Source organism: Pseudomonas salmasensis (genome assembly GCF_014268375.2).
GTDB lineage: Bacteria > Pseudomonadota > Gammaproteobacteria > Pseudomonadales > Pseudomonadaceae > Aquipseudomonas > Aquipseudomonas salmasensis.
The window spans coordinates 2,903,797-2,920,588 of sequence record NZ_CP077083.1 but is presented as its reverse complement, the minus strand read 5'-3'; the positions used below and the strand labels follow the sequence as shown (position 1 = coordinate 2,920,588).

Genomic DNA, 16,792 nt, shown 5'->3' with positions numbered 1-16,792 from the left:
CGCTCGCTCCTACAGGGGCTTTTGCTGTTCCTTGTAGGCTTTGAGTGCCTTGAGCCGTTCGCGCTTGAGCGCCTCGCCCAGTTCGGGGCCTTTGAAACCTTTTTCCAGCAACGGCGCTACCGGTACTTCGCGTGCAGCCTTTGCGGCTGCCCGTAAATAATCGGCCTGTGGATAACTGCGTTGCTCAAAACCCTGGCGGCCTCGAGCGTCCATTTCGCAGGCCGCCACGAATTCTTCAAAGCGTTGCGGCCGACGGTACACGTCGAAGCTTTGCAGCAAGTCCAGCAATGTCGAGGCCTTGAGCTCCAGTGCACGATGCCCATGGGTATGATATTGCCCCACGAGCAAGGCCAATTCCTGGCAATCCTTTGGCACCTTGAAGCGCTCGTTCACCGCTTTGATCAGCTTCAGGCCGCGCTGCTCGTGGGCAATATGCTGCGGTAACTTATCCACAGGCGTCAGGCCTTTACCCAAATCATGCAGCAGGCAGGCCCAGCGCACGCTCAGCGGTTGCTTGTGCAGGGCGGCCTGCTCCAGCACGCTCAAGGTGTGCACGCCGGTGTCTATTTCCGGGTGGTGCGCTGCGGGCTGCGGCACGCCGAACAGCGCATCCACCTCGGGCATCAAGGTTTTCAGCGCATCGCAGTCGCGCAGTACTTGGATAAATACCTGGGGTTGAGCTTCCATCAGCGCCCGTGAGATTTCCTTCCAACTGCGCTCGGGGGTAAGGGCCTCCAGCTCGCCGGACTCACTGAGTTGGCGCATTAACGCCAGCGTCTCAGGGGCGACTGTGAAGCCATGAGGCGCATAGCGCGCGGCGAAGCGTGCAACACGCAGCACTCGGAGTGGATCTTCGGCAAACGCGGGAGAAACATGCCGCAAAATACGCGCTTCAAGGTCGCGTTGGCCGTGGTAAGGATCAGTCAGATTACCTTCGTCGTCCTCCGCCATGGCATTGATGGTCAGGTCACGCCGGATCAGGTCTTCTTCCAGCGTAACGTCGGGGCTCGCATGGAACACAAAGCCACCGTAACCCCGGCCATTCTTGCGTTCGGTGCGAGCGAGGGCGTATTCGTCACCGTTTTTCGGGTCGAGAAATACCGGGAAATCGGCGCCCACCGGTTTATAACCCTTGGCGAGCATCTCTTCGGCCGTCGCGCCAACGACGACGCGGTCGATATCGGTGACCTCGATGCCCAGAAGGCGATCACGCACGGCGCCGCCGACTTTGTAGATTTTCATGAAAAAGCCTCCATTAGCGGCACAGGATAACGCCTGAGCCTGGCCAATGGAGGCTTTGCTGTTTCAGAGGTGAACGACGGCCATGTCCAGGCGGCCGTAGTCATTGTCGTTATGATCGCTGCGCGGTGGCACATGGTGGGTTTTCATCACTTGATCGCCCTGCAGGGTTTCCAGATGAATATCAAAACCCCACAGCCGATGCAGGTGCTTGAGCACTTCCTCAGTGGATTCGCCCAAGGGTTTGCGGTCGTGCTGCTGGTGACGCAAGGTCAACGAACGGTCGCCACGCACATCGATGCTGTAGATCTGCACGTTAGGCTCGCGGTTACCGAGGTTGTATTGCGCGGCGAGGGTTTCGCGAATGATGCGGTAGCCGGGTTCGTCGTGGATGGCAGGCACCACCAAGTCATCCTTGAGGTCGTCGTCCAGGATGCTGAACAGCTTGAGGTCGCGGATTACCTGGGGCGACAGGTACTGCAGGATAAAACTCTCATCCTTGAAGCTGCTCATGGCGAACTTGATGGTCGATAGCCAGTCGCTGCCGGCGATTTCCGGGAACCAGCGGCGGTCTTCCTCTGTGGGGTGCTCGCACATACGGCGAATATCGCGGTACATGGCAAAACCCAGCGCATAAGGGTTAATGCCGTTGTAATACGGGCTGTCGAAACCTGGCTGGAAGACCACGCTGGTATGGGACGTGAGGAACTCCATCATAAAGCCGTCAGTGACCAGGCCTTCGTCGTACAGGTCGTTCATCAGCGTGTAATGCCAGAAGGTGGCCCAGCCTTCGTTCATCACCTGGGTTTGGCGCTGTGGATAAAAATATTGCGCGATCTTGCGTACGATGCGCACGATTTCGCGCTGCCAGGGTTCGAGCAGAGGAGCGTGTTTTTCCAGGAAATACAGGATGTTTTCCTGCGGTTCGGCGGGGAAGCGTGCATTGTCCTTGTCGCTGTTTTTGTCGGCGCGCTTGGGGATGGTGCGCCACAGGTCGTTGATCTGTTTCTGCAGGTGCTCCTCGCGTTCCTTCTGGCGCAGGCGCTCCTCTTCGGCGGAAATAGGATAGGGACGCTTATAGCGATCGACCCCGTAATTCATCAGCGCATGGCAGGAGTCCAACAGGTCTTCCACCGCATCAATACCGTGGCGCTCCTCGCACTGCATGATGTATTGCTTGGCGAACACCAGGTAATCGATGATCGAACTGGCATCGGTCCAGGTGCGAAACAGGTAGTTGCCCTTGAAGAAACTGTTATGCCCATAGCAGGCATGAGCTACCACCAGCGCCTGCATGCAGATGGTGTTTTCTTCCATCAGGTACGCGATGCACGGGTCGGAGTTGATCACGATTTCGTAGGCCAGGCCCATCTGGCCACGGGTGTACGACTTCTCGGTACTGAGGAAGTGTTTCCCGTAGGACCAATGGTGATAGCCCAGGGGCATGCCCACGGAGGCATAGGCATCCATCATCTGTTCAGCGGTGATGACTTCTATCTGGTTGGGGTAGGTGTCCAGGGCATAACCCGCCGCGATACGGCTGATTTCCCGGTCATAGGCCTGGATCAGTTCAAAGGTCCACTCGGAGCCGGTGGAAATGGGTTGGCGCTTGTTCTCTTTTTTGGCGGTCATGTCACTAACCTGCGCTGGAAGAGTTCACGGAAGACCGGGTAGATATCGCCGGCCGAGACCAGTTGCTGCTGGGCGAACGTGTCGGCAAAGGCTTCGCCGATGCGCTCGTATTCGAACCACAGGGCCTGGTGCTCACGAGGGGTGATTTCGACGTAAGTGTAGTACTGCACGAACGGCATGATCTGGTTGATCAAGATGTCCCGGCAGATCGGCGAGTCGTCGTTCCAGTTGTCGCCGTCGGAGGCCTGGGCGGCGTAGATGTTCCACTCGTTGGCGGGGTAGCGCTCGGCCATGATCTCCTGCATCAGCTTCAGTGCACTGGAAACGATGGTGCCGCCGGTTTCCCGCGAGTAGAAAAACTCCTCTTCGTCCACTTCCCGGGCGCTGGTGTGATGGCGGATGAACACGACGTCGATCTTGTCGTAGTTCCGTTTCAGGAACAGGTACAGCAGGATAAAGAAACGCTTGGCGATGTCCTTGGTGGCTTGGGTCATGGAGCCGGAAACGTCCATCAGGCAGAACATCACAGCCTTGGAGCTGGGGTTGGGTTGCTTGACCAGCAGGTTGTACTTCAAGTCAAAGGTATCGAGGAACGGCACGCGGTGAATGCGCGCGCTGAGTTTTTCGATTTCTGCCTCGATTTCCTGAATATCGCCGAAGTTGTCCGGCTCTTCGCGCTTCAAACGTGCCAACTCTTCCTTGGCCTGCTTGAGTTTGGCGCGGCTGCTGCCCGACAGGGCGATGCGCCGTGCATGGGCTGAGCGCAGGGTACGGATGATGTTGATGCGCGAAGGGTTGCCCTCGTTGCTGATCCCTGCGCGTACGGTCTTGAAGGTGTCGGTGCCGGTGAGGTTGCGCTTGACCAGGTTGGGCAGTTCCAGGTCTTCGAACATGAATTCGAGGAATTCTTCCTGGGTGATCTGGAACACGAATTCGTCCATGCCTTCGCCAGAGTTGCCGGCCTTGCCCGGGCCTTTGCCACCACCGCCGCCTTGTGGGCGCTGGATATGTTCGCCGGTGGTGAATTCCTTGTTGCCGGGGTGCACCACGGTCTGTTTGCCGCCGCGGCCATGGTGGAGCACCGGTTCGTCGATGTCCCGGCCGGGAATGCTGATTTGTTCGCCATGCTCCATGTCGGTGATGGAGCGGCGGCTGACGGCCTCTTCTACCGCCTTTTTGATGTGGTCACGGTAACGCCGCAGGAAACGCTGGCGGTTTACCGTGCTCTTGTTCTTGCCATTGAGGCGTCGGTCGATCACATAGCTCATGGGGAGCCCTCCGGGCAGCTTCACGTTACAAGCTTCAAGCCGCGAGCTGGAAGCTTAGGGACAAGCGGTCAACTGCCAGGCAGGATGCCTGGCAGTGTGCGCTTGCCGCTGCCTTACTGTGATTTGCGAACCCGCAGGTACCACTCGGAGAGCAGCCGTACCTGTTTGTCGGTGTAGCCTCGCTCGACCATGCGTGTGACGAAGTCGTTGTGTTTTTGTTGATCCTCCTTGCTGGCCTTGGCGTTGAAGCTGATGACGGGTAGCAGGTCCTCGGTGTTGGAGAACATTTTCTTCTCGATGACCACCCGCAGCTTCTCGTAGCTGAGCCAAGTGGGGTTCTTGCCGTTGTTGTTGGCACGGGCGCGCAGTACGAAGTTGACGATTTCGTTGCGGAAATCCTTCGGATTGCTGATGCCGGCGGGTTTCTCGATTTTTTCCAGTTCTTCGTTTAGGGCCACGCGGTTGAGGATTTCGCCGGTTTCCGGGTCGCGGTATTCCTGGTCCTGGATCCAGAAATCGGCGTACAGCACGTAGCGGTCGAAGATGTTCTGGCCGTACTCGCTGTAAGACTCCAGGTAAGCGGTCTGGATTTCCTTGCCGATAAACTCGATGTAGCGCGGCGCCAGGTATTCCTTGAGGAAGCGCAGGTAGCGCTCACGGGTTTCGGCCTGGAACTGCTCCTGTTCAATCTGTTGCTCCAGCACATAGAGCAAGTGCACCGGGTTGGCGGCAATCTCATGGGGGTCGAAGTTGAAAACTTTGGACAGGATCTTGAACGCAAAGCGCGTCGACAGACCGTTCATGCCCTCGTCCACACCGGCTGTGTCACGGTACTCCTGGATCGACTTGGCCTTGGGATCGGTGTCCTTGAGGTTTTCGCCGTCGTAGACGCGCATCTTCGAATAGATATTGGAGTTCTCCGGCTCCTTGAGGCGCGACAGCACAGTGAACTGGGCAAGCATCTTCAGGGTGTCGGGCGCGCAGTGGGCCTTGGCCAGGGAGCTGTTGAACAGCAGCTTGTCGTAAATCTTGATTTCATCACTGACCCGCAGGCAGTACGGTACCTTGACGATATAGATCCGGTCGATGAAGGCTTCGTTGTTCTTGTTGTTGCGGAAGGTATGCCATTCCGATTCGTTGGAGTGGGCCAGCAGGATCCCGGTGAACGGAATTGCCCCCAGGCCTTCAGTACTGTTGTAGTTACCTTCCTGGGTAGCGGTCAGCAGTGGGTGCAGCACCTTGATCGGTGCCTTGAACATCTCCACGAATTCCATCAGGCCCTGGTTGGCCCGGCACAGTGCGCCCGAATAGCTGTAGGCATCGGCATCGTTCTGCGGGAATTCTTCCAGCTTACGGATATCGACCTTGCCCACCAGCGCCGAAATGTCCTGGTTGTTTTCATCACCTGGTTCGGTCTTGGCCACACCAATCTGGTTAAGGATCGACGGGTAGAGTTTCACCACGCGGAACTGGCTGATATCACCACCGAACTCGGCCAGGCGCTTGGTGGCCCAGGGCGACATAATGGTGTTGAGGTAGCGCCGCGGGATGCCGAAGTCTTCCTCGAGGATCGCGCCATCTTCCGTGGCGTTGAACAGGCCCAGGGGCGACTCGAAGACGGGCGAGCCCTTGATCGCATAGAAGGGCACCTTCTCGATCAATTGCTTGAGCTTTTCGGCCAGGGACGACTTGCCTCCGCCGACCGGGCCGAGCAGATAGAGGATCTGCTTCTTCTCTTCCAGGCCTTGGGCGGCATGGCGGAAGTAGGAAACGATCTGGTCGATGCATTCTTCCATCCCATGGAAGTCTTCAAAGGCCGGATAGCGGCGGATCACCTTGTTGGAAAATATCCGCGACAGGCGCGAATTATTGGCGGTTTCCACCAGTTCTGGCTCGCCAATCGCCAGTAGCAGGCGTTCGGCGGCAGAGGCGTAGGTGCTGCGGTCCTGTTTGCACAGTTCGAGATACTCCTGAAGCGTGAGTTCTTCCTGCTGTGTGGACGCGAAGCGTTGTTGGAAGTGGCTAAAGATACTCATGACGTCGTCACCTCGCTCGATACGTGGAGCCGACGCCGGATCAATCAGTCGATGCTGGCAGTCATTGGCGCACGCCAATGGCTGTTTTCCCCCCAGAACACCCTGAAACGCTACCGATGACCCGAACGCCGGTGTACCGGCTCTCCCCTGATTCGGATGGCCTGCGCTTAAGGATAGTTCGGAATCCGGGAGGTCAAGGCGCGATGCGCAATTAGTTTGGCTGCGCCGTTCGTCAGAAACGGCGCAAGCCCAAGCATCACGCGGGGTAGCGGGGTGTGAAAAAAATTATTGCGAATTGCCTGAAGAAATTTCCGCAGGAAAGGTCGCACGCCACAGCTCAAACCCGCCGTCCAGGCTATAGACGTCGGAGAAACCCTGGCTGATCAGATACGCGGCTGCGCTCTGGCTGGAATTGCCGTGGTAGCAGGCCACGATCAGCGGCGCATCGAGGTCAGCGGCGCGGATGAAGTCGGCGATGTTGACGTTGTCCAAGTGCTGGGCGCCGGTGATGTGAGCGGCGGCATAAGTAGGCTGGTCGCGGATGTCGACGACTACAGCACCTTGCTCGCGCAGGGCTTGTGCTTCTTGGGGAGGGATACGTTTGAATTCGGTCATGGCGGGCTCCTATTGCTTGGCGGTGGCCGGCTGGGTAATGGAAAGGGGCGATTCGCACTGGCAGTCGAGGCGTTCGCCTGTGTCGATGTTCATCAGGGTCATGGCACCGCCCCACACGCAGCCGGTGTCGAGGGCGAACACGCCGGGCTCATCGCACTTGCCTTCCAGCGCGGCCCAGTGGCCGAAGATGATCTTTGTGTCACGGGTCTTGCGTTCCTTGTAGGCGAACCAGGGCTTGTAGCCGGGGAGGGCGGTGTCGGCGCCTTCCTTGCTTTTGAGGTCCAGTTTGCCTTCGGCCGTGCAGAAGCGCATCCGCGTAAAGTAGTTGGTGATGACTCGCAGGCGGGCGACGCCGGTGAGGTCGTTGTCCCACTTTACTGGGTCGTTGCCGTACATGCCGTCGAGGTAAGCGGTGTACAGGTTGTCATCGGCCAATGCACTTTCAACTTCGGCGGCGCACTTGAGGGCTTTTTTCAGCGTCCACTGCGGCGGGATGCCGGCATGCACCAAGGCCATGTTGCGGCCTTCATCGTAGTGCATGAGTTTTTGCCGGCGCAGCCAGTCGAGCAGTTGAGCGCGGTCTGGGGCTTCGAGGATTTCCCGCAGGGTGTCGCCTTTTTTGAGGCGTTCGATATTGTTGCCGGCCGCAAGCAAATGCAGGTCATGGTTGCCCAGCACGCATACCAAGGAGTCACGCAGGCCATAGAGGTAGCGCAGGGTTTCCAGGGACTGTGGGCCGCGGTTGACCAAGTCGCCCACCAACCACAAGCGATCATTTGCCGGGTCGAAGGCTACGCGCTCCAGCAGGCGCTTGAGAGGGTCAAGGCAGCCTTGCAGGTCGCCGACCGCGTACGTCGCCATCAGTGCAGCGCTCCTGGCACGGCCAGGCGGAAGGGCTTGATGATTGCATCGAACAGTTGGCCGTCGGTGGCCTTCATTTGATACGAGCCTTGCATGGTGCCGACCTTGGAGGTCATCACCGTGCCGCTGCTATAAGTGTGGCTGGCGCCGCTGTCGATCAACGGCTGCTGGCCGACAACGCCTGCCCCGCGCACTTCCTCGACCTGGCCGTCGCCATCGGTGATGACCCAGTGGCGCGACAGCAGCTTGGCCGGTACCAGCCCGTTGTTCTTCACTGTAATGGTGTAGGCAAAGGCGAAGCGGTTATGTTCGGGTTGCGATTGGTCCGCCAGGAAGCGGGTGACGACGCTGACGTCTATCTGATAGCGAGGATCGGACATGCAAGAGGCCTTAAAAGCGAAGGACAGCAGATGCGGGTCAGTCTAGGCCAAGAGGAGGGCACTAGGCCAGACATGCTGTCTGATGCTCTGTAGGAGCGAGCTTGCTCGCGAAGGTCGTCAACGATAACGCGTTCAGTCTGAAAAAACGTGGCGCCTGTTAATTCTTCGCGAGCAAGCTCGCTCCTACAGTTTTGTCATTCCGCTGTTGGCGCTGGCTGGATGGCAAGCTGGTCAGCCAGGCGCACGAACGCGGCCAGGTCCAGTTGCTCGGGGCGCAGGCCGCCGTCGACGCCAGCGGCTTCGATCTCGGCGTTGCTCAGCAGGGCCTTGAGGGTGTTACGCAGGGTCTTGCGGCGTTGGTTGAACGCTTCGCGTACCACACGCTCCAGCAGTTTGTGATCCTTGGCCGGGTGCGGCAGCACGGCATGCGGCACCAGGCGCACGATGGCCGAATCAACCTTCGGCGGCGGGTTGAACGCGCCCGGGCCGACGTTGAACAGGTGCTCCACGCGGCAGTGATACTGGACCATGATCGACAAGCGGCCCCAGTCACCACCGCCAGGGCCTGCGGCCAGGCGCTCCACCACTTCCTTTTGCAGCATGAAGTGCATGTCGCGGATAATCCCTGCGTTGTTCAGCAGGTGGAAAATCAGCGGCGTGGAAATGTTGTACGGCAGGTTACCCACCACCCGCAGGCTGTTGGGCGCAGCGCCAAGGCTGTTGAAGTCAAACTTCAGCGCGTCGCCCTGGTGCAGGTTGAAGTTGGCTTTGCCGGCGAACTGCTGGTTGAGGATCGGGATCAAGTCCTTGTCCAGTTCCACCACGTCCAGTTGCCCACCGCTGGCCAGCAGGCCTTGTGTCAGCGCGCCCTGGCCCGGGCCGATTTCCAGCAGGCGGTCTTCTGGCTTGGCGTGGATGGAGCGCAGGATACGGTCGATCACGCCAGCGTCGTGCAGGAAGTTTTGCCCGAAGCGCTTGCGCGCCCGGTGTTGGTAATGCTCAGTCATATACGGGTCTCGGCCATCTGATAGGCGGTTTCCAGGGCCACGTGCAGGCTGCCGGTATCGATCTTGCCGCTGCCTGCGAGGTCCAGGGCAGTGCCATGGTCGACGGAGGTGCGGATGATCGGCAGGCCCAGTGTCACGTTGACTGCGGCGCCGAAGCCTTTGTATTTCAGCACGGGCAGCCCCTGGTCATGGTACATCGCCAGCACTGCGTCGCAGTGCTCCAGATATTTGGGGGTAAACAGAGTGTCTGCAGGCAATGGGCCGCGTAGGTCCATGCCTTCTTGGCGCAGGCGCTCTAATGTCGGTTCAATGATGTCGATTTCTTCATGGCCCAAGTGGCCGCCTTCACCGGCGTGGGGGTTGAGCCCACAGACCAGGATACGCGGTTGGGCAATGCCGAATTTGTGTTGCAGGTCACTGTGCAGGATGCGCGTAACACGCTCCACACGCTCGGCGGTAATGGCATCGGCGATTTCACGCAGCGGCAAGTGGGTGGTCACCAGCGCCACACGCAGGCCACGGGTGGCGAGCATCATCACCACTTGAGCGGTATGGGTCAGTTCCGCGAGGAATTCGGTATGGCCGGAAAAGGCGATGCCGGATTCGTTGATCACGCCTTTGTGCACCGGAGCGGTGATCATGCCGGCAAAGTCGCCGTCGATGCAGCCTTGGCCCGCACGGGTCAGCGTCTCTAGCACAAATGCCGCGTTGGCCGTGTTCAACTGCCCGGCCACCACCTTGGCCTGCAGCGGGGTGTCCCACACATACAGGCTACCGGCCGGCGCCGGCAGGTCGGGCCAGTCGCCCGGCGCCACGTCCAGCAGGTTGACGGCCACACCCAGCTGCGCGGCCCGCTCAAGGAGCAGGTCGCGGCTGGTAATGGCAATCAGGGGGTGTGGCTGGGGTTGCGAGGCGAGCAGCAGGCACAGGTCTGGACCAATGCCGGCTGGCTCGCCGGGTGTCACCGCGAAACGCTGGGGTTTCACTGGGGTGCCTGGTCGGTGCCTGTTTGCTCGGCGCCTGGCAGCTTGTTCTCTACATACGCTTCGTCACGGATCTGACGCAGCCAGGTTTGCAGCTCTTCGTCGTATTTGCGGTTACGCAACACGGTCAGGGCTTGTTGCTCGCGGGCCTGGGTGGTGTTGTCCGTGGCGCGACGGCCAAGCACTTCCAGCACATGCCAGCCGTATTGAGTCTTGAAGGGCTTGGACAATACGCCTTGTGGCGTCTCGGCCATGACCTGCTGGAACTCAGGCACCAGGGCTTTCGGGTCGATCCAGTTCAGGTCGCCGCCGTTAAGGGCAGAACCTGGATCTTCCGAGAAGCTTTTGGCCAGGGTGGCGAAGTCTTCACCGCTTTCAATGCGGTCGTAGATCTTCTGGGCCAGTTCCTTGGTTTGGGCCTCGGTGCGGATTTCGCTCGGTTTGACCAGGATGTGACGAACATGGACTTCGTCTTTCAGCGAGGTCTCGCCGCCGCGGCGTTCCAGCAACTTCAGGATGATGAAACCACCCGGAGTGCGTGCTGGCTGGGTAATGCCGCCGACTTCCATGGCGCTCAATTCGCGATCAAACGGAGGTGGCAATTGAGCAGCTTTACGCCAGCCCATGTCACCGCCTTCAAGAGCGTTGTCGCTGCCGGACTGAGCAATGGCCATCTGGGCAAAATCTGCACCCGCTTTCAGGCGCTCGTAGATCGCCTGGGTTTTAGCGGCGGCGGCATTAAGCTGCTCAGAGTTGGCTCCGTCCGGGGTTGGGATCAGGATATTGGCCAAGTGCAGCTCTTCGGAGAGCTGCATCTTGCCCAGGTCCGAGGCCAGGAAGTTCTTCACTTCCTGCTCGGACACCTGAACCCGCTCGGCCACACGGCGCTGGCGCACACGGCTGATGATCATTTCACGCTTGATCTGGTCACGGGCGTCCTCATAGGACAAACCATCGCGAGCCAGGGCGGCGCGGAACTGATCAATGCTCATGTTGTTACGCTGAGCGATGGTGCCAACGGCCTGGTTCAATTCTTCGTCCGAAATACGGATGCCGGAACGGGCGCCAATCTGCAATTGCAGGTTTTCGACGATCAGACGCTCCAGCACCTGGGGTTCCAGAACGCTGCTCGGTGGTACACCACCGCCACGCTTGGCGATGGTTTGCTGAACTTCCTTGACCCGTTGGTCCAGCTGGCTCTGCATGATCACGTCGTTGTCGACGATGGCCGCTACTTTATCCAGCTGTTGAACTGCGGCGTGTGCCGAAACAGTACCCAGGAACAGCGCGCCCAGCACTAGCGGGCGCAAACACTCAGAAAGCTTTGTCTTCACGTTCACGATAACCTTCAATGCCTTTGTCGAGGAAGCTCTCTACCTTGGCGCCGGTCAGGCCGCCGAGTCCTTTAAGGACGATCTGGAAGAAGAGCCCGTGGTCACCCTTTTCGTTCTGAGGGGCGAGCTGCGTGTATTCGTCGTTGGAAACCCAGTAACGGTTGATGACGCGCAGTTTCCAGCAGCAGTTGTCGTACTCGAAACCACCGAAGGCTTCCAGGGTACGGTTGCGGGCATAGTCATACTGCCAGCGGGTGATCAGGTTCCACTGCGGAACGATCGGCCACATCATCGAGAAGTCGTGTTGTTGGATTTTGTAGTAATCCTTCACAAAATCCTTGTCACCTTCCTGGCCAAAGTCACCGCCGAACTGCCATTTGCCGGTCAGTTGGTTGTAGACAACCTGGTCGTTGCGATAGCGGTAGCCCAGGTTGACGACCTTGTTCGGGTTGTCTTCCGGCTGGTAGTGGAACATTGCGCTGCCGGAGCGAGGGCTATGGGTCTCGGTATCCCAGTTGTAGTCGGCTGTGGCGCGCCAGTCGCGGTTGAAGCGGAACTCGTACTCCAGTGCAACAGGAGATACGTCCGAGTGCGCATCATCACGTGTCTTGGCATCTACGCCCGGCAATTGAACTTCGCGATCCTTGAAGTACACCGCTTGGCCGATGGAAGCACGTTGACGTTCGAAACCGTTTTCTTCAATCCAGCGGCTGGTAAGGCCAAAGGACAGCTTGTTCTCGTCGCCGATACGGTCGGAACCGCTGAAGCGGTTATCCCGGAAAAGCGAGGAGTAGCTGAAAGAGTTTTCACTGGTGTCGAAGACCGGAATGTCACTTTGATCTTTGTTCGGCACATAGAGGTAGAACGCACGAGGTTCGAGGGTCTGGTTGTAGTCTTTGCCGAACCAATTGGTTTTACGGTCGAAGTACAGGCCGCTGTCGATGCTGGCGATAGGCACGGAGCGATCTTGCGAGCTGTTAAACGTCTGGCCGGCCAAGGCCATTTGGTCCTTGCCTTTACCATCGAGATCCAAGTCGTATTTGGTATAGACGTACTTCAACTTCGGCGTGATGAAGCCGTAGCTCCAGTTCATCGGGTACGAGACGGCGGGTGCAACGTTCAGGCGAGTACCGTTTGCGCGGGTCAGACCTGTTACGTTTTCATCCAGGCGACGCTCTCCGATGGTGCCATCAGCATTAAACGGGCCACCATCCTGGTTGCGAACTCTACCGCTACGCAGGTCACGATCAAACCTGACTGCTTCTGTCTCATAGGAGAAGTTCAACCCTGCCGGTTGAAACGGGAGGGTGCCGTTAAATGTAATTTGCGGTAGTCGATCATACGGAGTGATCTGGGAAATCGTTGCCAGTTGGTACGACTGCAAGTTCACGGCAGCCTGGTAGCTGTCGCCACGGTAGCTCACGGTACCCTGTTGGTTCAGGAAGTCCTGGCTCTGAACGCCTTCCTGGTAGGACTTCAAATCCTGGAAATAGAACGGATCACTGATCTTGGTGTAATCGACCAAGGTCGTCAGACGCGAATCTAGCCCACCCTTATGCTGCCAATTGAGCATATAGCGGGTTTTTTCGTAATCGGTCTGCTTCTTCCGCTCGTCATTGTCGTCGTTGAGGTAAGCCCCACCAAACTGCCCTTCACTCGACTTGGTCAGATAGCGGAATTCGCCCTCCATCAACATGCCGCGCTTGGTCATGTACTGCGGGTACAACGTGGCATCGTAGTTCGGTGCCAGGTTGAAGTAGTACGGCGTTACCAGCGTAAAGCCAGTTTCCCCACCGGTGCTGAAGCTCGGCGGCAGGAAGCCGGATTGACGACGGTCGTCGATCGGGAAGTAGATGTACGGGGTGTACAGGATCGGGATGTTCTTGACCCGCAACGTCGCGTTGGTCGCCGTACCGAAACCGGTGGCGGGGTTCAGCGTGATGTTGTTGCCCTTGAGCTGCCAGGCGTTGCTGTCCGGCTCGCAGGTGGTGTACGTACCGTCCTTGAGACGGATGATCGCGTTCTCTGCACGCTTGGCGTAGAGCGCGTTACCGCGGATGCGCGACTTGTGCATCACGTATTCGGCGTTGTCGATCTGGGCGGCGCCGGTGTCGAGCTGAACCTGGGCATGGTCGCCCACGATCAGGGCACCGTTGTCGCGCAGGCGCACTTTGCCGTTCAGTTCGCCACGGTTCTCGGCCTGGTACAGGCTGGCTTCGTCCGCTTCCAGCTGCATGCTGCCCTGGCGCATGACCACGTCACCGGCCAGGGTAGCGACCTGCTGCTCCTGCTCGTAACGAGAGGCCTTGGCGCCGATGAAGGTCGGTGCATCGCTCTTGTTCGTCTTGTCGTTCATGCCAGGACGAGTCGGCTCGATGTACGCGCCGCCGCAGTAAGGGCCGGTTTCGGCCAGCTGTGCTGCGGTCAGCTTGTCGCGAGGTACCCAGTCCAGGTGGCTGTAGTCAGCACTGCGCGAACGCAGGCCGCGGCCCTTGGATTCGGTGACCAGCATGGTCTTGGGTTCGGCGTCGACGCTGCCGCCAGCTTTGCCTTGCGGCGTGCTGTTGGCCGAGCTGACGGCAGCACCGTCATGCACCGGGCGCGGTGGCAATGGGGCGGCGGCCGTCTTCGGCGCGCAATCCCAGGCACCCGAAGCAGAGACTGAGCAGTCATACTGTTCCGCGGCGACCACGAATGAGGTGGCGAAAGGTTGCAAGGCCAGCAGACTGCCGGTTACCAGCAACGGAAATTTTCTACGAAACGCGGGGGATTTCAATGCCATCTTATTAGTCCGGGCTTCCTGCGTGCCATCTGCCCGCGGTTTGGGCCGCACGCCTCTCGATGGTCTGAAAAAGATGCGTGATAATAAAGCATGCCCCGCTTGACGGCTAGCGCCGTCGGAGACCCTTGTAATGCCCGAGCACGATCTACGTTTACAACAGCTGGAAGTCTGGCTGGATGAGCAGTTGCCGATCCTCTTCAACGCTCAGGACTGGGGCCCCGTGCCCCCGGCCACATTGACCGCGGCCAGCAGCGACGCGAGTTTCAGGCGTTATTTTCGATGGGAGGGCGGTGCCCATACGTTCGTCGTCATGGACGCGCCACCCCCCCAGGAAAACTGCAAACCTTTCGTCGATATTGCGCATTTGCTCGCGAAATCGGGAATAAATGTGCCAAAAATTTATGCAGAAGATTTGCCCCGTGGCTTTCTTTTGCTCAATGACCTGGGCAGAAAAACCTATCTGGACGTGATTGACGGTGAAAATGCCGATCAATTATTTGCCGATGCCATCGACGCGCTGCTGGCTTTCCAGCAATTGCCGATGGATGCGCCGTTGCCCAGCTATGACGTGGCCTTATTGCGTCGCGAGCTGGAACTGTTCCCGGAATGGTACGTGCGTCGTCACCTGGGCATCGACCTCGACCCTGAGCAACAAGCCCTCTGGCAACGTGCCAGCCAGCAGTTGATCGACAGCGCCCTGGCCCAGCCCAAGGTGCTGGTACACCGCGACTACATGCCGCGCAACCTGATGATCAGTGAGCCAAGCCCCGGCGTGCTGGACTTTCAGGACGCGGTCTACGGCCCGGTGACCTACGACATCACCTGCCTGTTCAAGGACGCCTTCCTCAGTTGGCCCCAGGCCCGCGTGCGTGAATGGCAGCGCGGCTATTGGCAGCGCGCCGGGCAGTTGGGGATTCCCGTACAGGACGACTTTGAAGAGTTCCTGCGTGCCAGCGACCTGATGGGCGTGCAGCGTCACCTCAAGGTTATCGGCATTTTTTCGCGTATCTGCCACCGCGACGGCAAGCCCCGCTACCTGGCCGACGTGCCGCGTTTCTTTGCTTATATAGACGCGGTGCTGGCGGACCGACCTGAGTTGAGTGACCTGGGCGAATTGCTCGCCAGCCTGCGCGAACCTGCCGAGGCCAGCGTATGAAGGCGATGATCCTGGCGGCGGGCAAGGGCGAGCGCATGCGCCCGCTCACCCTGCATACGCCCAAACCGCTCGTGCAAGCCGGCGGCAAGCGGCTGATCGAGTATCACCTTGAAGCCTTGGCGAAGGCCGGCTTTATCGAGATCGTGATCAACCACGCCTGGCTCGGCGAGCAGATCGAAAGCTACCTGGGCGACGGTGCCCAGTTCGGTCTGCGCATCCGCTACTCCCCGGAGGGTGAACCGCTGGAAACGGGGGGCGGCATATTCCAGGCATTGCCGCTGCTGGGCGACGAACCGTTTCTGGTGGTCAATGGCGATATCTGGACGGACTACGATTTCACCCAGCTCAAGCAGCCGATCCGGGGCCTGGCGCACTTGGTGATGGTCGACAACCCTGCGCACCACCCGTCGGGCGGGGATTTCTACCTGGATCACGGTGTGCTTCATGATGCCGCGCCCGGTGCCGATAACCTGACCTTCAGTGGCATTTCAGTGCTCGACCCCAAGTTGTTCGCGGGTTGCAGCGCCGGTGCCTTCAAGCTGGCCCCGCTGTTGCGCGAGGCGATGGCCAAAGGTCTGGTAACGGGGGAGCACATGGCGGGACGCTGGGTGGATGTGGGGACGCTGGAGCGACTGGCGCAGGTCGAAACCTTGCTGACAGCGGGGCAGTAGGATGTTGTGGCCAGGGACGCTGATCGGCGCCGGGGCTGGCTTTGCCATTGCCAGTATTCCGGGGGCTTTGTTGGGGGCATTGCTGGGGCAGGCGCTGGATCGCCGCCTGCAACTGCACAGTTGGGCGCAGTTGCGTGAACGCCTGGGTGGGCGCCCGGCTTTGCGCAACGATGAACTGTTATTTGTGCTGCTGGGGCGCTTGGCCAAGAGTAACGGCCGGGTAGTCGATGGGCATATCCAGCAAGCGCGCCAGGAAATGCGCGCACTGGACATGACTGAGCCGGCCCAGCGCCGCGCGATCAGCGCCTTCAACGGGGGTAAGTCCGGCAGCGACCGGGTACGCAGTTACCTACGGGTGCTCAAGACGCAGCCCCATGCGGCGGAGGGCGTGCTGCGCGCCTGTTGGCGCATGGCGTGGGCGGACGGTCGGGCGGATGCTGCCGAGCGCGACCTGATCGACCAGTGGGGCAAGTGGTTGGGCTGGACGCCGCAACAGCTGCAGGCATTGGCGAGCGATTACGCGCCGGAGCGCAAGCCACTGGCCAATCGTGGCGGTGCCTATCAGGAGGCGTTGCGTATTTTGGGGGTGACGGCAACCACTGAACCATCGGTGATCAAGCGCGCCTACCGCCGCCTGCTCAGCCGCCACCATCCGGACAAGATCGCCGGCACGGGAGCCAGCCCCGCGCAAGTGCGTGAGGCGACCGAGCGAACCCGAGAGTTGCATAACGCCTATGCGTTGATTCGTGAGCGGCGGGATTTTCGCTGAGGCTATCGCCACTCAACTCCATGTGGGAGGGGCAAGCCCTAATACCCTGTAGGAGCGAG

General features: G+C 59.4%; 14 protein-coding genes. 3 read left to right on the top strand and 11 right to left on the bottom strand.

Annotated elements, in window-relative coordinates; translation table 11 throughout:
* Positions 1–9: 9 nt before the first annotated feature.
* The 11 genes from HU731_RS13045 to HU731_RS12995 form a co-directional block, all read right to left on the bottom strand.
* Positions 10–1,242 (bottom strand): multifunctional CCA addition/repair protein, encoded by a 1,233-nt coding sequence (locus HU731_RS13045; protein WP_186607786.1) that lies wholly within the window; start codon positions 1,240–1,242, stop codon positions 10–12.
* Positions 1,243–1,305: 63 nt separating this feature from the next.
* On the bottom strand, positions 1,306–2,871 hold the full coding sequence (locus HU731_RS13040; protein WP_003194736.1) for a SpoVR family protein: 1,566 nt from the start codon (positions 2,869–2,871) through the stop codon (positions 1,306–1,308).
* Positions 2,868–4,139: a YeaH/YhbH family protein gene (locus HU731_RS13035; protein ID WP_003194735.1), complete on the bottom strand. Its 1,272-nt coding sequence runs from the start codon at positions 4,137–4,139 to the stop codon at positions 2,868–2,870. Before HU731_RS13035 ends, HU731_RS13040 begins: the two co-directional genes overlap by 4 nt.
* Before the next feature lie 113 nt (positions 4,140–4,252).
* Positions 4,253–6,175, bottom strand: coding sequence for a PrkA family serine protein kinase (locus HU731_RS13030; RefSeq protein WP_003194732.1), 1,923 nt, complete (start codon positions 6,173–6,175; stop codon positions 4,253–4,255).
* Between the two features lie 285 nt (positions 6,176–6,460).
* Entirely contained in the window at positions 6,461–6,790 is a 330-nt protein-coding gene (gene glpE / locus HU731_RS13025) for a thiosulfate sulfurtransferase GlpE (protein ID WP_044269456.1), read from the bottom strand.
* 9 nt (positions 6,791–6,799) lie between these two features.
* Entirely contained in the window at positions 6,800–7,651 is an 852-nt protein-coding gene (locus HU731_RS13020; protein WP_186607787.1) for a symmetrical bis(5'-nucleosyl)-tetraphosphatase, read from the bottom strand.
* Positions 7,651–8,031, bottom strand: coding sequence for a Co2+/Mg2+ efflux facilitator ApaG/CorD (gene apaG / locus HU731_RS13015; RefSeq protein WP_003194726.1), 381 nt, complete (start codon positions 8,029–8,031; stop codon positions 7,651–7,653). Before apaG ends, HU731_RS13020 begins: the two co-directional genes overlap by 1 nt.
* 194 nt (positions 8,032–8,225) lie before the next feature.
* Positions 8,226–9,038: a 16S rRNA (adenine(1518)-N(6)/adenine(1519)-N(6))-dimethyltransferase RsmA gene (rsmA, locus tag HU731_RS13010; protein WP_186607788.1), complete on the bottom strand. Its 813-nt coding sequence runs from the start codon at positions 9,036–9,038 to the stop codon at positions 8,226–8,228.
* Entirely contained in the window at positions 9,035–10,024 is a 990-nt protein-coding gene (gene pdxA / locus HU731_RS13005) for a 4-hydroxythreonine-4-phosphate dehydrogenase PdxA (protein WP_186607789.1), read from the bottom strand. The genes rsmA and pdxA overlap by 4 nt, the downstream gene beginning before the upstream one ends.
* Entirely contained in the window at positions 10,021–11,355 is a 1,335-nt protein-coding gene (locus tag HU731_RS13000; RefSeq protein ID WP_186607807.1) for a peptidylprolyl isomerase, read from the bottom strand. The genes pdxA and HU731_RS13000 overlap by 4 nt, the downstream gene beginning before the upstream one ends.
* Positions 11,336–14,137: an LPS-assembly protein LptD gene (locus HU731_RS12995; protein ID WP_186607790.1), complete on the bottom strand. Its 2,802-nt coding sequence runs from the start codon at positions 14,135–14,137 to the stop codon at positions 11,336–11,338. Before HU731_RS12995 ends, HU731_RS13000 begins: the two co-directional genes overlap by 20 nt.
* A gap of 130 nt (positions 14,138–14,267) precedes the next feature.
* Here HU731_RS12995 and HU731_RS12990 point away from each other — a divergent pair, with 130 nt between their 5' ends.
* The 3 genes from HU731_RS12990 to HU731_RS12980 are packed head-to-tail and all read left to right on the top strand — an operon-like array spanning position 14,268 to position 16,733.
* The gene (locus tag HU731_RS12990; protein ID WP_186607791.1) at positions 14,268–15,293 is read left to right on the top strand and encodes an aminoglycoside phosphotransferase family protein; all 1,026 of its coding nucleotides are present in this window, start codon (positions 14,268–14,270) and stop codon (positions 15,291–15,293) included.
* Complete coding sequence (murU, locus tag HU731_RS12985; RefSeq protein WP_186607792.1) at positions 15,290–15,964, top strand: N-acetylmuramate alpha-1-phosphate uridylyltransferase MurU; 675 nt, start codon at positions 15,290–15,292, stop codon at positions 15,962–15,964. The genes HU731_RS12990 and murU overlap by 4 nt, the downstream gene beginning before the upstream one ends.
* A 1-nt stretch (position 15,965) precedes the next feature.
* Positions 15,966–16,733 (top strand): TerB family tellurite resistance protein, encoded by a 768-nt coding sequence (locus HU731_RS12980; RefSeq protein ID WP_186607793.1) that lies wholly within the window; start codon positions 15,966–15,968, stop codon positions 16,731–16,733.
* The last annotated feature ends 59 nt before the right edge of the window (positions 16,734–16,792 follow it).

What these genes read in the sequence shown, in the direction of transcription:
- HU731_RS13045 (WP_186607786.1), bottom strand. Translation starts at nt 1,242, where the DNA reads ATGAAAATCTACAAAGTCGGCGGCGCCGTGCGTGATCGCCTTCTGGGC.
- HU731_RS13040 (WP_003194736.1), bottom strand. Translation starts at nt 2,871, where the DNA reads ATGACCGCCAAAAAAGAGAACAAGCGCCAACCCATTTCCACCGGCTCC.
- HU731_RS13035 (WP_003194735.1), bottom strand. Translation starts at nt 4,139, where the DNA reads ATGAGCTATGTGATCGACCGACGCCTCAATGGCAAGAACAAGAGCACG.
- HU731_RS13030 (WP_003194732.1), bottom strand. Translation starts at nt 6,175, where the DNA reads ATGAGTATCTTTAGCCACTTCCAACAACGCTTCGCGTCCACACAGCAG.
- glpE (WP_044269456.1), bottom strand. Translation starts at nt 6,790, where the DNA reads ATGACCGAATTCAAACGTATCCCTCCCCAAGAAGCACAAGCCCTGCGC.
- HU731_RS13020 (WP_186607787.1), bottom strand. Translation starts at nt 7,651, where the DNA reads ATGGCGACGTACGCGGTCGGCGACCTGCAAGGCTGCCTTGACCCTCTC.
- apaG (WP_003194726.1), bottom strand. Translation starts at nt 8,031, where the DNA reads ATGTCCGATCCTCGCTATCAGATAGACGTCAGCGTCGTCACCCGCTTC.
- rsmA (WP_186607788.1), bottom strand. Translation starts at nt 9,038, where the DNA reads ATGACTGAGCATTACCAACACCGGGCGCGCAAGCGCTTCGGGCAAAAC.
- HU731_RS12995 (WP_186607790.1), bottom strand. Translation starts at nt 14,137, where the DNA reads ATGGCATTGAAATCCCCCGCGTTTCGTAGAAAATTTCCGTTGCTGGTA.
- HU731_RS12990 (WP_186607791.1), top strand. Translation starts at nt 14,268, where the DNA reads ATGCCCGAGCACGATCTACGTTTACAACAGCTGGAAGTCTGGCTGGAT.
- murU (WP_186607792.1), top strand. Translation starts at nt 15,290, where the DNA reads ATGAAGGCGATGATCCTGGCGGCGGGCAAGGGCGAGCGCATGCGCCCG.
- HU731_RS12980 (WP_186607793.1), top strand. Translation starts at nt 15,966, where the DNA reads ATGTTGTGGCCAGGGACGCTGATCGGCGCCGGGGCTGGCTTTGCCATT.